Origin of the sequence: Neobacillus sp. NPDC058068 (genome assembly GCF_042885335.1) — a bacterium.
In the GTDB taxonomy this organism is placed as follows: domain Bacteria; phylum Bacillota; class Bacilli; order Bacillales; family Cytobacillaceae; genus Neobacillus.
In genome coordinates this window covers 18,558-32,112 of the sequence record NZ_JBHVSI010000036.1, presented here as the reverse complement: position 1 = coordinate 32,112, position 13,555 = coordinate 18,558, and the positions used below count along the sequence as shown (strand labels likewise).

Below are 13,555 nucleotides of genomic sequence, written 5' to 3'. Positions count from 1 at the left end.
AGCGGGACAGGTGAGACCCCGCAGGCGCTTTAGCGCCGAGGAGGCTCACCGCCCGCCCCGCGGAAAGCGAAGCGCCTGGAACGGAAATCAACATTTACTTTTAACACTGCCTAAGATAAAGGGGTAAAAGAGATGAATCAAACGGCATCAACTATTTTCCTCGAGGAAAGCAGTTATTTCCTCGAGGTTTATCTAGATCCTTTTAATAAACGTATCCGGATCGATAATTATCGTGGAAATACCAAATTACTAGTAGAAAAGGCCGAAGAGCTCGTTGAACAATATCAAGCTGAAAAGTTAATTATCAAAGGCCGCAGCGAAGATTGTCTGCCGTTTTTTGAATATGGTCTGCAGCTGGAAGCGGTTGTCGATCGCTATTTCCTTGGTTCGGATGCCCATTTCTATTCAAAGTTCTACACCGAAGAGCGCAAGAGAAATGATCATTGGATAACGGAGGATGGAATGATCCGCAGTATTTACCAATTAGATACTTCCATTCAAAAAGCCTATCCGCCAAAGGAATTTGAATTAAGGAAGGCTGACGAAAGCTGCGCAGAGGAGCTTGCGGCATTGTACCGGCAAGTATTTCAAATCTATCCTACCCCCTTGCATCATCCGGATTATGTAAAAAAGACGATGCAGGAGGGAACGGTCTATTATGTCTTTTTCCATCAAGGTAGGATTGTCAGTGCTGCTTCTGCAGAAATAAATGTTTTTTATAAGAACGCTGAATTAACGGATTGCGCAACATTAACGGAACATAGAAAATACGGTCTAATGAAAATTATCCTTCAAGCACTGGAAGCTGAGTTGAAAGGCCATGGAATCTTTTGTGCCTATTCGATCGCCAGGTCCTTATCCTTCGGCATGAATGCCGTGTTATATCAGCTCGGTTACGCGTACCGCGGAAGGTTAATGAATAATTGCTATATCTATGACAAACTTGAAAATATGAATATGTGGGTTAAAAATCTGGCGAACTGCTAAAATTTGGGCTTTTAGGTGACAACTTTTCGGCACCTTTGCAACTCGTTCAGAAGGGCAGGTGACATAAATGGTTCAATTAACGGCTTTGACGCAAGAAGTTCTAAGTGCGATTCTAAAAAGCATTGATGAAGGGATTCATGTTGTCAATACTGAGGGAAAAACGATTTTTTACAATGAAGTTGCCGCAAAGCATGATGGCATGGGTGTGAAGGAAGTGCAGGGAAAGTACTTAATTGACGCATTTCCCTCGCTGACAAAAGAGTCAAGCACGTTGTTAAAGGTGATTAAAACGGGTAAGCCCATTTTCAATCAAACACAGGTGTACTTAAATATCCATGGAACGAGAATTGATACGATCAATACAACCCTGCCTATCCTGCTTGGCGAAGAAATTATCGGTGCTGTTGAAATCGCTAAGGACTACTCAAGGATGAAGCTGCTTGCCGAAAGTCTATTAGATTTACAAAAAGGCTTAAACAAAGGCAGTCGGAAAAAGGTATTAAAGCAAGTGAATTATACCCTTGGTGATTTAATCTCTGTTAATCCCGCCTTTATTAGCATGAAGGACGAGGCTAGGAAGCTAGCAAAATCCGATTCCCCAATTCTCGTCTATGGTGAATCGGGAACAGGAAAAGAATTATTCGTTCAAGGAATTCATCACGAATCACACCGTTCGGGCGGTGCGTTTATTGCGCAAAATTGTGCGGCGATACCTGAAACCCTGTTGGAAAGTATTCTTTTTGGCACGGCAAAAGGCAGCTATACAGGGGCTGTTGATCGAAAAGGGTTATTTGAACTTGCTGATGGCGGAACCCTTTTCCTTGATGAACTACATACAATGCCGATTGAACTGCAGGCAAAGCTATTAAGAGTTTTAGAGGATGGGATGGTTAGAAGGGTTGGCGGCTCGCAGAACATATCGGTGAATGTCCGCGTCATTGCGGCGATGAACGTGCATCCAAGCATTGCCCTTCAAAATCAGGTGCTCCGCTCTGACCTTTTTTACCGCTTAAATGTCTTTACCTTCTCGCTGCTTCCGTTACGGGATCGCAAAGATGATATTTTGTTCTTATCCGATTACTTTATGAAGGATTTTAACCGGAAATTAGTGAAAAACATTCAAGGCATTGAGAAGAAGTTGGAGTTATTCTTTACAGGCTATCGTTGGCCCGGGAATGTACGCGAATTAAAACACACCATCGAATATATGATGAACGTATGTGAGGACAAGTTCCTTAGCTATGAGGATCTGCCCCTTATGTTAAGAAATCTTCCCGAGCCGCCAAAAGGTAAAAGCAATCCAACTGAAAGTCTATCATTAAGAAAAAATATAGAGGCATTAGAAAAAAGTCTCATCAGTGATGCCCTTGATTTATGTGAAGGGAATATTAATCAAGCGGCGAAGATATTAGAGATTCCCAGACAAACCTTGCAATATAAAATGAAAAAAATGATAACATGAGCTGCCGATTTTTCGGCAGTTTTTTCAATATTTAAAGGCTGAAGAATATGAATTTTCAATCAAATATTCATTCTTAAGTGTTTTAAGGTGTTGGCACGCTTCTTGCATAGTTTATGGTAAAGCATGTTTAAGGGGGAAATCATAATGAAGCCATTTTTATATAAACCAAAAAGGCATTGGCAAGATATCGAGCTGTGGAAAGATGTTACCGAAGAACAGTGGAATGATTGGCTTTGGCAATTAACGAATACAATTCGGACATTAGATGATTTAAAAAAGGTGATTAACTTAACTCCCGATGAAGAAGAGGGAGTCAGGATTTCAACGAAAACTATTCCCTTAAATATCACACCCTATTATGCATCCTTAATGAACCCTGACGATCCGCGCTGCCCAATCAGAATGCAATCCGTGCCAATTTCAAAGGAAATATATAAAACAAAATATGATCTTGAAGACCCATTATATGAGGATGAGGATTCGCCGGTACCAGGCTTAACACACCGTTATCCTGACCGTGTCCTTTTTCTAGTAACCAATCAATGTTCGATGTATTGCCGTTATTGTACAAGAAGACGCTTTTCCGGACAAATTGGAATGGGTGTGCCAAAGAAACAGCTTGATGCCGCCATTTCCTATATCAGGCAGACACCTCAGGTCCGCGATGTATTAATTTCCGGGGGAGATGGCCTGTTAATCAATGATAATATTCTGGAATATATTCTAAAAAATCTACGGGAAATTGACCATGTTGAAATTATCCGGATTGGTACAAGGGCACCGGTTGTGTTCCCGCAAAGAATTACGGAAAACCTCTGTAATATTTTGAAGAAATATCATCCGATTTGGCTGAATACCCATTTTAATACTTCAATCGAGATTACCGAAGATTCGAAAAGGGCATGTGAAATGCTCGCTAACGCCGGCGTTCCGGTTGGCAATCAGTCTGTTATCCTAGCGGGAATCAATGACAGTGTTTCAATTATGAAAAGACTGATGCATGACCTGGTGAAAATTCGTGTCCGCCCATATTATATTTATCAATGTGACCTGTCAGAAGGAATTGGCCATTTCCGGGCGCCAGTTTCAAAGGGACTCGAAATTATTGAGGGGCTTCGCGGTCATACGTCTGGATATGCCGTACCAACTTTTGTGGTTGATGCCCCTGGAGGCGGCGGAAAAATTGCCCTGCAGCCGAACTATTTAATTTCGCAAAGTCCGGAAAAGGTCGTTCTTCGTAATTTTGAAGGGGTGATTACTTCCTATCCGGAGCCTGAAAATTATCTACCTGGCAGAGCAGAAGGTTATTTTCAAGAAATTTATCCTGACATGGAGGAGAAACGGTCGCTTGCCGGAATTGCAGGTATTATGAATGATCAGCATTTTAATCTTGTGCCGGAAGGGTTGACAAGGCTTAATCGCCGCAAGGACTACAATCAAGATCCTGACCATACGTCTCTAAAGGATAAACGAGGTAAACGTGATGAATTAAAGGATAAGAAATTTAGAGCCTTGACAGAGAAAGAAAAGAGCAGTCAAGAAACGAAAAATGCAGTTAATTCAGCAGAGACAATTAAGGAATAGGGGGTGGATTCGGTGGAAATAGCATGTGAATGGTGCAGCAGCATAAATGTAAAGCAAACGACTGATTCCGTTTTCTGGGAATTGCCTGATGGCTCGCGGGCAATTGAAATTACCGCAACTCCCACCTATTGCTGCCGGGACTGTGAGATGATTTATCAGAGCGAACCAATTATTAAAGAAATAGAAAATCATTTGTATTTAATTGATTGTAAGCAAATTGGAAAAGTGATTTCCTTTGAAGAATTAATGAAAATACCGAGATTATTGAAAAAGAATTATTTTGACTTCTCTTCATAATGGAAGCAGCCTGAAATTTCGGGCTGCTTTTTACAATGGAATTACTGGACGATACCTGCATGATTCGTTATAGTATTCCTAAGAAAAAACGAAATTGGCTGAGAAGGGCGAATTACTATGAGGAAATCTTTTTATCACTTTTTAATGAACTATAGACACCCGGCACCAAAGGATGCGATAAGTCACTTTGCAAATGCGGCTTTTTTGGATGTTGCCTTTCCGAAATCGGCGGATGATTACCATGAGCTTAGTTCATATCTAGAGCTCAATGGACATTATTTAGATTCGATGACTGTCTTCGACGAAGCTTGGCAGCTTTATCTAAGTTCAGAAAACAAAATATAGGCATCAAGAGTCGCCTCTTAATTCGAGGCGATTTTTTCATTTTATAATTGTCATGCGCTTTTATTTCAGGCGGTGCATATACTATTGTAATCAAAATTCACGGCTTATTTTTTGAGGGGATGGGAGGACATGACAAAGAGGAAAAAACCGAATTATAAGATCGGTGATACGGTCGTGATTACTATTTATGGAACTGTCGGCAAGATAACAGATGTTAAATGGCTCGACGGAAAGTACGTGTATGAAGTAAATAAAAGTGATGGTCTGTTCATAGAATCCGCCTTACAATTACTATCGGAGTATGAAGGCACGGTATTGGAGCACGAACAGATTGATATCGAATATAAATTCTTCTTCGGAGATTTAGTTCAAGTCAGTGGTTATGGTGCCGATTTATTTAAAGTGGTTGGCTTTCGAACAGAGATTTGGCGTTACAAAGAAGACGCCTGGGAAGATATAATTTATGAGTTATCAAGGGTTAGTGATGGGGAATGGCTCGAAGCAGGTGAAGAGGAACTGACACTTGTAGCTGATGCGGAGAATGCTGATACATTTATCCAAAAGCTGGGAATTCTATACTTAGTGAATAAGCAGGAAAAGGCAGCAAATATACCTAAATCACCAAACATTGTAAGAAAAGCGGAATTCGAAGAAATTGAACGAAAGAAAGAGAAAAAGGAATTAATTGACAACCTATTGGACATATTTAATGATTACCGGATATTATATGAAATGTTTCAAGATCAGGAATATTATCAAGTAATGCGGGTGATTCTCCGGAAATTAGAAAGTCTAGGAAGCAATGATGGCAAAAGCCATGTATAGTTACCATCTTGAAATTTGAATTAATAAATACAAAACAAATGGGATGCCGGCCCATTTAATCAGAAAAAACATCGTGTCGGTAATCTTCCCAAAGAGTCGGAGGGTGAAGCCATCCTCCCGATTTACATCTTCCATCCATGCCTCAAGCTTTAATTGAAAATTTGTCATTCATATCACCTCATAGAGTTCTTTTCAATCATCCTATGCTTGTCCAAGCGGAAATAGACATGGTCTCTTGATAAAATAAAAGCTTCTAAAAAACATCTATACAGCCTTATGGGTATACCTTTTGGCATTAAAAAGCTATATCCATCATACATTCTCTAAAAAGGGGGCGATGCTAATGAAGGAAATTGAAGTATTTATCGATACAGAAGAGATTGCCGAATTTTTCTTTCATGAGCTTGTAAAAAGGGGATACGTTCCTAGTGAAGAAGAATTAGAAGAACTCGCAGATATTACGTTTGAATATTTAATTGAAAAGAGCATTATTGACGAAGAGGTAGAAGATGAATAGGAAACTAGTAACTCAAGATTCCTTATACGATAGATAATGGGTGCAGTTATTTATTAATTTCATCCTTGAAACATTTTTCTTCGGTAAAATGAGGAATTCGACAAAAATAGTGGAAATTCTACGGAGGATTTGACAATGCTTATGGCTAATTATTAGAATAGGCGATTAATTCTAATAATTGGAGGTATATGATGATCAAGGTATTAACAAGAAGAGCAAATATCCAGTATGATGTGACGATCTTTCAAACTCCAAAGTACCGCGAAAATAAAGGATATAAAGAGGTTTATCGAACGAACATTTCGGCAAATAGCCGGGATCAGTGTTTGCAGGAAACCTTCAGCCGCTTTAACGTGACCGACAGATTACCGGCAAATTATAAAGGAAGATTTCTCGCAACCGGCGATATCATCCTGATTGATGAAGCCCGTGGCGGCCAGTATTATTTTCAATTAAAACCCGGGGGCTGGTTCCCCATTAATCGAATCATCCTGCTCTAAACTGAACATTCAATAAACCTAAGGAAATACCCTTAGGTTTATTTCCATTTATTCTTTTCTTCCTGCTGCGTTATGCTCTTTTTCGTGTGCTTCATGTTCTGCGACAATCGCCTCAGCAGGGATGTGATTATTCTTCTTTTGTGAATTTATTCTGCTTCGATGTTTTTTACCCATCGTTAACCCCCTCCTTATAACAAATAGCTTCCCACAAAATCAAAAAAACATGTCAAGGTTTTGCTTTAAAAGCGATTATGTTATAGTGTCTATGGTGCAGAATAACAAATCCTGTCCTTATATTTGATTGGAGGTCTATTTAATGAGTGTACATATTGGTGCCAAAGAAAATGAAATTGCCGAAACGGTTTTGCTTCCAGGAGATCCGCTTCGAGCGAAATATATTGCTGAAACGTTTTTAGAGGATGCAACATGTTATAACGAAGTCCGTAATATGTTAGGTTTTACTGGAACCTATAAAGGAAGACGGATTTCTGTTCAAGGGACTGGAATGGGTGTGCCATCCATTTCTATTTATGTAAATGAATTAATCCAAAGCTATCAAGTGCAAAATCTAATCAGGATTGGTACGTGTGGAGCGATTCAAAAAGATGTTAAAGTTCGCGATGTAATTTTAGCGATGACAAGTTCAACAGATTCGAATATGAATCGTCTTACTTTTGGCCATGTTGACTTTGCCCCTACTGCTAACTTTGACTTGCTGAGAAAGGCTTATGATGCAGGTGTGGCCAAAGGACTTAATTTGAAAGTAGGGAATATTTTCACAGCAGATTCATTCTATAATGATAATGCTGAACTTGAAAAATGGGCAAGATATCAAATCCTTGCGATCGAAATGGAAACAACTGCGCTTTATACATTAGCTGCTAAATTTGACCGCAGAGCACTGTCCGTTCTAACTGTCAGTGATCATATCTTAACAGGTGAGGAAACAACAGCTGAAGAAAGACAATTGACCTTTAATGATATGATAGAAGTTGCCTTGGAAGCAGCAATCAAGGAATAAAACTTCCCACCTCTTCCAAAAAGGAAGGGGTTTTTTCTATTTTTTTGAAGGTCATTGTGGTTATTATTAATTTCAATAACTTTTCTTGTGTTTTTTTATAAAAAAGATGTTATTCTAATCACTAAGGGTTTACTTTTATGGTTAATGAAAGTGGTGAAGGCTTTGGAAGAAAAGAATGTTGAACAAGAGAAGACTGCAGAAGGAAACATTGAACAAGAGCAAGCAACAGAGGGCAAATCCAGTTATATTCGGTTGAAAAAGTTTCACTTTATCATGCTGTTATTTTTAATTGTTTTTCTATCTGCGGGGATTACGACATTTGCCCTGGCGTTTGGAAAAGATAAGGTCGTAACAGTTGCTCCTCAAAGGACAGAATTTAATAAACTCTATGAAGCCTTTGATACATTAAAAAATGGATATTACAAGGATTTGGATCAAAAAAAGCTCATAAATGGTGCGATAAACGGGATGGTCGATTCGCTGGATGACCCATACTCCGATTATATGAGTAATGAGGAAGCAAAAAGCTTTCATAGTAGTATTTCTTCTTCGTTTGAAGGAATTGGTGCCGAGATTCAAGAAAAGGACGGGCATATAGTTATCGTGTCCCCGATTAAAGGGTCTCCTGCTGAAAAAGCAGGCTTAAAACCTAATGATATGATTACCTCAGTCGATGGAAAAAGCCTGCAGGGAATGACTTCAACCCAAGCTGTTACCTTAATTAGAGGGAAAAAGGGAACGAAGGTAGAATTGACAATTCAGCGCCCAGGCATAGATGCTCCGATGACGGTGCCGATTATTCGCGATGAGATTCCTATTGAGACTGTTTATGGTGAAATGGTGGATGAGTCGATTGCAAAAGTTCAAATAACCAGCTTTTCAACGAATACATCAAAAGAATTAGTTGAGACCTTAAATGATTTGCAGAAAAAGGGAATGAAGGGTCTTGTCTTAGACTTGCGGCAAAATCCTGGGGGCTTATTAAACCAAGCGATCGACATTTCAAGTATGTTCGTCCCTAAAGGCAAGATTATTGTCAAGGAAGAAGACCGGAATGGCAAGCTTACCGAAATCCCTTCGAAAAATACGGGGAATCCAGACCTGCCTTTAGTGGTGCTAATTGATAAAGGAAGTGCAAGTGCTTCCGAAATTCTTTCCGCTGCCGTAAAAGAATCTGCCGGTGTACCGCTTGTTGGTGAAAAATCTTTTGGAAAAGGTACGGTACAGACGACCGCTGATTTCAAAGACGGCTCCAACATTAAATATACCATTGCCAAATGGCTGACGCCGGATGGAACGTGGATTCATAAAAAAGGAATCAGCCCGGATGTAGAAGTCGCTCTCCCTGATTATGCCTCATTGCCGATTATCAATCCGGATAAGGAGCTTGCCATGTCTATTTCATCTGCTGAAGTAGAGACTGCGCAAAAGATGTTGAAGGCGATTGGCTATGACCCAGGCAGAGAAGATGGATTCTTCGATGAGAAAACGAAAGAAGCTGTCATTCAATTTCAAACAGCACAAAAGCTTCCGGTTAATGGAGTTTTAAAAGCCGAATCAACATTGAAACTGATGGATCTGTTAAGAGAAAAAATAAAGACAAATGATACGCAAATGCTTAAAGCGATTGAGGTCTTAAAAGGACGAATGAAATAACAAAATGGAACCCGATTCAATTGAGTCGGGTTCATTTCTTATGTCTTATCGAAAAGAGGAGTGATGGGAAATGACGTTGAAAAAAACAGAAGTTTATATTTTATCTGGATTTTTAGGCAGTGGAAAAACAAGCCTTTTAAAACGTTTTCTAGAGGATGAACGGAAATCAGAGCGAAAAGTCGCAGTCATGATGAATGAATTAGGAAAAGTATCGATTGACTCTGATGCTGTAGCTGAAGACGTATCACTGAAAGAGTTATTAGGCGGCTGTATTTGCTGCTCGATTCAGGATAAGCTTGAAGCCCAGCTTCAAGGTCTATTAGTAGAAGAAAAGCCGGATGTCATTTATATCGAAACGACAGGGGCTGCCCATCCTGTTGAAGTGTTGGATGCGATTCTTTCTCCGTTGTTTGCGGATCAATTGAATATTAAAGGCATTATTACAACAGTTGATGGCACGAGATGGAAGGACAGGAAATTATTAAGTCCGCAGCTTCAGCAGCTTGTTCTTGAGCAAGTTAGACATGCTGACTTTATCATAATTAACAAGATGAAGGATTTGAAAGAACAGGAACAAGCGGCTATTTCCTTTGAAATCCAATCCATTAATCAAACGGCAAAATGCTTACTGACGAATTATTCTCAGGTTTCAATTGGACAGCTTAGAAGTCTATCTGTATCCTTTGAACAGGCATCACAGCGAATCGATTTAAACTTATCCACCTTTGTCTACCAATTTAAAACCGCAATTAATCATACAACGTTTGAGGAATTCTTAAAAGAACTGCCGGATACAATTTACCGTATAAAAGGATATGTGAAATTTGATTCCGCGGCACTGCCGTTTTTATTCCAATTTTCATATGGTATGCCGCTTTACATCAAGGAAGAGATGAATTTGCCGTTAAACCTCGTATTTATCGGTGAAAATATCGATTGGAATCGGATTGAGGAGCAGCTGGAAAATATTGAGAAATAAGAAAATAGTCAAGATGGAATGAATGATAAATAGATATTCAGGTAACTCTTTTAATGTAGCTTATAAACCATTAAGAGGGGGTCTGAAATGAAGAAGTTAGCTTGTTTTTTGGTGTTAATCCATTACCTCCTATATGGACAAGGGGTTCAAGCTGCATCTGATATTAGCTATAAAATTGAAATGCCGGATTGGAAAGAAGTTAATCACATAGTCCCGAAATACACAAAATTCACCGTCCTCGATGTTGAAACAGGAAAACGCTTCAAGGTCCAAAGGAGGGCAGGGAGTAACCATGCCGATGTACAGCCATTAACAAAAAAAGATACGAAAATAATGAAAAAAATATATAGTGGTAAATGGAGCTGGAAACGGCGGGCAATCATCGTTATTCATAAAGAGCAATGGATTGCTGCATCGATGCACGGAATGCCGCATGGTGCAGGCGCATTGGAAAATAATTTTCCCGGTCATTTTTGTATTCATTTCTACGGGAGTACAACTCATCGGACAAACACAATGGACTTATCCCATATGCTGATGATTTTGAAAGCAGCAGGAAAATTAGAGGAGTATCTCGGGAAAGCGAATCCCTACGAGGCGATTAATGCCTATGTGACAGGCTTTAAACAGCAGGATAAACGGATTACTTCACAGGTTTCCTTACAAAAAATAAACTGGAAACCCATTTTAGCAAAGGTTGAAAATTTTAGCATCTCCCGGATGGAAATGCTGCCCCCAGAGGACTTAACCGAGGAAATCAGCTTGGATGTTCCTGTTGAAGTAGATTTGTACATAGAAAACAGAGGCGGGCAAAAATTTAAAGGGAACATACATCTTGTGCGGTTTTCACCTATCGATCCTTGGAAAGTGGATTCAGAGGATTTTTTAAAAGAAAATAATCTTCCTTAAAGACAAAAACACCTGTTTGTAAAGGTGTTTTTTAATGGACTATATGGGCTGCTCGCCAAATTTGATAAAGGTTCGTTCATCTTCAATTAAGCCGCAGGCACCGCATTGAACGCGATAATCAGGTCCGTTATATGGAAGATGAAATGGTTCTAATTCATTTTCTTGATATTCCCTGACGATGTCACCAGATTGGGGGTCGAGCTTGACAGCTTGTGAGACTTGCTGGACGATATTAAAACGGCTTCGATTCGTTTTACAGTTTGGGCATCTGTATGGTGTAGACATAGGATACACTTCCTTAGTATTGTTAACATCTATTTTTTGCAATAACGCTATCAAATATGTAACAATTCAGATGAAAGAAAAAGGGGGAAAGGGTTTGGCACATGAACAAGTGAATTTTGATGATTTATTAGTGGAATACCGCTCGATTTGGAACAATCGGATATTACTCACAGAGGAGATAGGCAGCAAAGAAATATTAATCGAGGCGATAAAACGAGAGTTGTTAGATGAAAACTCCCATCCAAGAGTTAGAAAAAGCCGATATGAAAAATATTATTCAGCCATTAAAAGAGTGATGAATTCCTCGATCTCGGCAGAAATGAAATTACGATTAATAAAAATCCATGTAGAAATATTGGAAGAACTAAGTTAGGAGAGTATATTTGTGAGAAAGCTTCTAGTCGTTATTATTACGGTCCTGCTACTAAGTGTAGCTGTGTCTTGCAGTAAACAAAATGATGCCTTACCTGAAATGTTAGAAGTGGAATTATCGGTTAAACCTGTGACTGGGAAAGTAAATCAGCCAATTTCATTTGAAGCAAAGGTAAGTCAAGGAAAAGAAATGGTGAACGATGCCGAATCCGTGATATTTGAAATATGGCGGGCAAAGGATGAAAAACACGAAAAAATAGAAATAAAACAAGCTAAGAACGGAATCTATCGTCTTGAAAAGTCGTTCCCGCAAGAAGGCACCTATTATATCATTTCTCACGTTACGGCAAGAGATATGCATAATATGCCGAAGAAGGAATTCGTTGTCGGGACTCCAAGTGAACCGGAAGACCCTAAAGCAAAAGATTCGATGGAGAATATGGACATGGATGATCATCATGAAGACGATCACACCCATGAGGGTCATTAATAAGAAAAGCGCAAGCGCCCTGGTCAGCGGCGTATGGCCTGGAGCGCTCCATCTGAGATAAAGGAAACACGAAGAGCGTTAGCGATTCGATGTTGACTTATCGTAGGGCGGAGAGCGAAGGACATTAGCCGCTAGGGTGCTGGAGCTGGACAATTCTCAAAGTTCATTGATATAAATTCTGATAATATTAAAAGACAGCCTATAGGCTGTCTTTCAATCTCTATTAAAGGTAATTGGGATATCTTCAATTTCTTCTCGGTTAATCGGCATGACAATCGATAAAACGCCATAGCGCATTTCTGATTTCACTTTATGAATGTTAACAGGATAAGGCAGTGTTATTTCCTTGGTAAACTTACGGTTGGGCCGTTCTTTGATAAAATACTTTCGATTTTGCAAAAATGTTTTACATTCACCAGTGATTGTAAGAAGCTGATGGTGAATGGAAATATGCAGATTTTCCTTCAATACCCCTGGAATTTCTGCCTCGACAACAAGCTCATTTTCAGTTTCAAATAAATCGCATTTCGGAAAATGTTCTGAGACAGTCGGTATTTGGTTTAGGAGTGGTGAACTCTTATTTTGGCTATCGAATACATTATTCCAAAACTTTTCCGATTGGAATTGCTGTGCAGTATCCACCCATTTTTTTAATTTATCGATTTCCATCATATCACTCCTTACTTTAAAGCAGTTATTTCATCATATTTTTTAACGGGAAAAACATGCAAAAAACATTTACAAAATTTCCGTCACATCAATTTGCGAATACTGCATATCAATATTTTTGGGGATTTTCACTTCAAGGATGCCATCTTTATAGTTTGCGATTGCCCCTTTCCTTTTGACAATCGCTGGCAGGGTGATTGTATTTGAATCATTGTGTTCAGGGATGTGCTCGATGATTAGCTGGTTAGAAGTATGATAAAGGCGAAGCATTTTAATCCATTCCTCGTTTTTTAGCGGAATTCTCACGAACACATAGTCGTGAGTCTCAAAGGCAGTCGACTCTAACACCCCTGAAACAGACCGCGGCTGGGAGGAAGTATTTTGAAATCCATTGAACATTTCCTGCGGGTTCATCATTCCCTGCATATTTCCAGGCATGATTTTTCCAATGATATCCTGGACAAAATTGTTGATTTCCTCCGGCTTCATTTTTTGCATTGATTCCTTCATATCTTTACCGAAGGGAAACATATTCCATGGGAACATTCCTTTTCATCCTTTCAGGCTTACGTAAATCGAGTTTGGCATAAGAAGAATTGATTCGGCGATTATCGGTGATATCCCATAATATGCAATTCTTATCCTTTCCGTTAATTA

General features: G+C 39.4%; 19 protein-coding genes. 14 read left to right on the top strand and 5 right to left on the bottom strand.

Going from position 1 to position 13,555, the window contains the following annotated elements:
• Positions 1 to 132: 132 nt before the first annotated feature.
• From ablB to ACFVSW_RS26700, 6 genes are all read left to right on the top strand, one after another.
• Positions 133 to 987 (top strand): putative beta-lysine N-acetyltransferase, encoded by an 855-nt coding sequence (ablB, locus tag ACFVSW_RS26725; RefSeq protein ID WP_387319675.1) that lies wholly within the window; start codon positions 133 to 135, stop codon positions 985 to 987.
• A 67-nt stretch (positions 988 to 1,054) separates the two neighbouring features.
• Positions 1,055 to 2,449, top strand: coding sequence for a sigma-54 interaction domain-containing protein (locus ACFVSW_RS26720; RefSeq protein WP_387319674.1), 1,395 nt, complete (start codon positions 1,055 to 1,057; stop codon positions 2,447 to 2,449).
• A gap of 144 nt (positions 2,450 to 2,593) precedes the next feature.
• Positions 2,594 to 4,033 carry a lysine 2,3-aminomutase gene (gene kamA / locus ACFVSW_RS26715; RefSeq protein WP_387319673.1) on the top strand — a complete coding sequence of 480 codons (1,440 nt, stop codon included), beginning with the start codon at positions 2,594 to 2,596 and terminating at the stop codon, positions 4,031 to 4,033.
• A gap of 12 nt (positions 4,034 to 4,045) precedes the next feature.
• Entirely contained in the window at positions 4,046 to 4,330 is a 285-nt protein-coding gene (locus tag ACFVSW_RS26710; RefSeq protein WP_387319672.1) for a YokU family protein, read from the top strand.
• A 117-nt stretch (positions 4,331 to 4,447) separates the two neighbouring features.
• On the top strand, positions 4,448 to 4,675 hold the full coding sequence (locus ACFVSW_RS26705; protein WP_387319671.1) for a YozE family protein: 228 nt from the start codon (positions 4,448 to 4,450) through the stop codon (positions 4,673 to 4,675).
• 129 nt (positions 4,676 to 4,804) lie between these two features.
• Complete coding sequence (locus tag ACFVSW_RS26700; protein WP_387319670.1) at positions 4,805 to 5,500, top strand: hypothetical protein; 696 nt, start codon at positions 4,805 to 4,807, stop codon at positions 5,498 to 5,500.
• Here the strand turns inward: ACFVSW_RS26700 and ACFVSW_RS26695 are convergent, their stop codons facing one another.
• Positions 5,501 to 5,668 (bottom strand): hypothetical protein, encoded by a 168-nt coding sequence (locus ACFVSW_RS26695; RefSeq protein ID WP_387319668.1) that lies wholly within the window; start codon positions 5,666 to 5,668, stop codon positions 5,501 to 5,503.
• 175 nt (positions 5,669 to 5,843) lie between these two features.
• Here ACFVSW_RS26695 and ACFVSW_RS26690 point away from each other — a divergent pair, with 175 nt between their 5' ends.
• Positions 5,844 to 6,017, top strand: coding sequence for a YozD family protein (locus ACFVSW_RS26690; protein ID WP_387319667.1), 174 nt, complete (start codon positions 5,844 to 5,846; stop codon positions 6,015 to 6,017).
• Positions 6,018 to 6,208: 191 nt separating this feature from the next.
• Positions 6,209 to 6,517, top strand: coding sequence for an SH3 domain-containing protein (locus ACFVSW_RS26685; RefSeq protein WP_387319666.1), 309 nt, complete (start codon positions 6,209 to 6,211; stop codon positions 6,515 to 6,517).
• Between the two features lie 48 nt (positions 6,518 to 6,565).
• Here the strand turns inward: ACFVSW_RS26685 and ACFVSW_RS26680 are convergent, their stop codons facing one another.
• Complete coding sequence (locus ACFVSW_RS26680) at positions 6,566 to 6,691, bottom strand: hypothetical protein (protein ID WP_387319665.1); 126 nt, start codon at positions 6,689 to 6,691, stop codon at positions 6,566 to 6,568.
• Positions 6,692 to 6,833: 142 nt separating this feature from the next.
• Between ACFVSW_RS26680 and deoD the strand changes: the two genes are divergently transcribed.
• From deoD to ACFVSW_RS26660, 4 genes are all read left to right on the top strand, one after another.
• Entirely contained in the window at positions 6,834 to 7,538 is a 705-nt protein-coding gene (gene deoD, locus ACFVSW_RS26675) for a purine-nucleoside phosphorylase (protein ID WP_387319664.1), read from the top strand.
• 144 nt (positions 7,539 to 7,682) lie between these two features.
• Positions 7,683 to 9,194: a lmo1851 family serine protease gene (locus ACFVSW_RS26670; RefSeq protein ID WP_387319663.1), complete on the top strand. Its 1,512-nt coding sequence runs from the start codon at positions 7,683 to 7,685 to the stop codon at positions 9,192 to 9,194.
• Positions 9,195 to 9,270: 76 nt separating this feature from the next.
• On the top strand, positions 9,271 to 10,173 hold the full coding sequence (locus ACFVSW_RS26665; RefSeq protein WP_387319678.1) for a CobW family GTP-binding protein: 903 nt from the start codon (positions 9,271 to 9,273) through the stop codon (positions 10,171 to 10,173).
• A gap of 87 nt (positions 10,174 to 10,260) precedes the next feature.
• Entirely contained in the window at positions 10,261 to 11,082 is an 822-nt protein-coding gene (locus ACFVSW_RS26660; protein ID WP_387319662.1) for a hypothetical protein, read from the top strand.
• A 39-nt stretch (positions 11,083 to 11,121) separates the two neighbouring features.
• On the opposite strand, the gene ACFVSW_RS26655 is transcribed toward ACFVSW_RS26660, so the two are convergent.
• A complete protein-coding gene (locus ACFVSW_RS26655; protein WP_387319661.1) occupies positions 11,122 to 11,367 on the bottom strand; it encodes a DNA alkylation repair protein in 246 nt (81 codons plus the stop codon).
• 94 nt (positions 11,368 to 11,461) lie between these two features.
• Between ACFVSW_RS26655 and ACFVSW_RS26650 the strand changes: the two genes are divergently transcribed.
• Complete coding sequence (locus ACFVSW_RS26650) at positions 11,462 to 11,740, top strand: hypothetical protein (protein ID WP_387319660.1); 279 nt, start codon at positions 11,462 to 11,464, stop codon at positions 11,738 to 11,740.
• Positions 11,741 to 11,752: 12 nt separating this feature from the next.
• Positions 11,753 to 12,229: a FixH family protein gene (locus ACFVSW_RS26645; RefSeq protein WP_387319659.1), complete on the top strand. Its 477-nt coding sequence runs from the start codon at positions 11,753 to 11,755 to the stop codon at positions 12,227 to 12,229.
• Between the two features lie 213 nt (positions 12,230 to 12,442).
• Here ACFVSW_RS26645 and ACFVSW_RS26640 read toward each other — a convergent pair whose 3' ends face one another.
• The gene (locus ACFVSW_RS26640; protein ID WP_387319658.1) at positions 12,443 to 12,898 is read right to left on the bottom strand and encodes an Hsp20/alpha crystallin family protein; all 456 of its coding nucleotides are present in this window, start codon (positions 12,896 to 12,898) and stop codon (positions 12,443 to 12,445) included.
• A gap of 69 nt (positions 12,899 to 12,967) precedes the next feature.
• Entirely contained in the window at positions 12,968 to 13,444 is a 477-nt protein-coding gene (locus ACFVSW_RS26635) for an Hsp20/alpha crystallin family protein (RefSeq protein WP_387319657.1), read from the bottom strand.
• Positions 13,445 to 13,555: the final 111 nt, after the last annotated feature.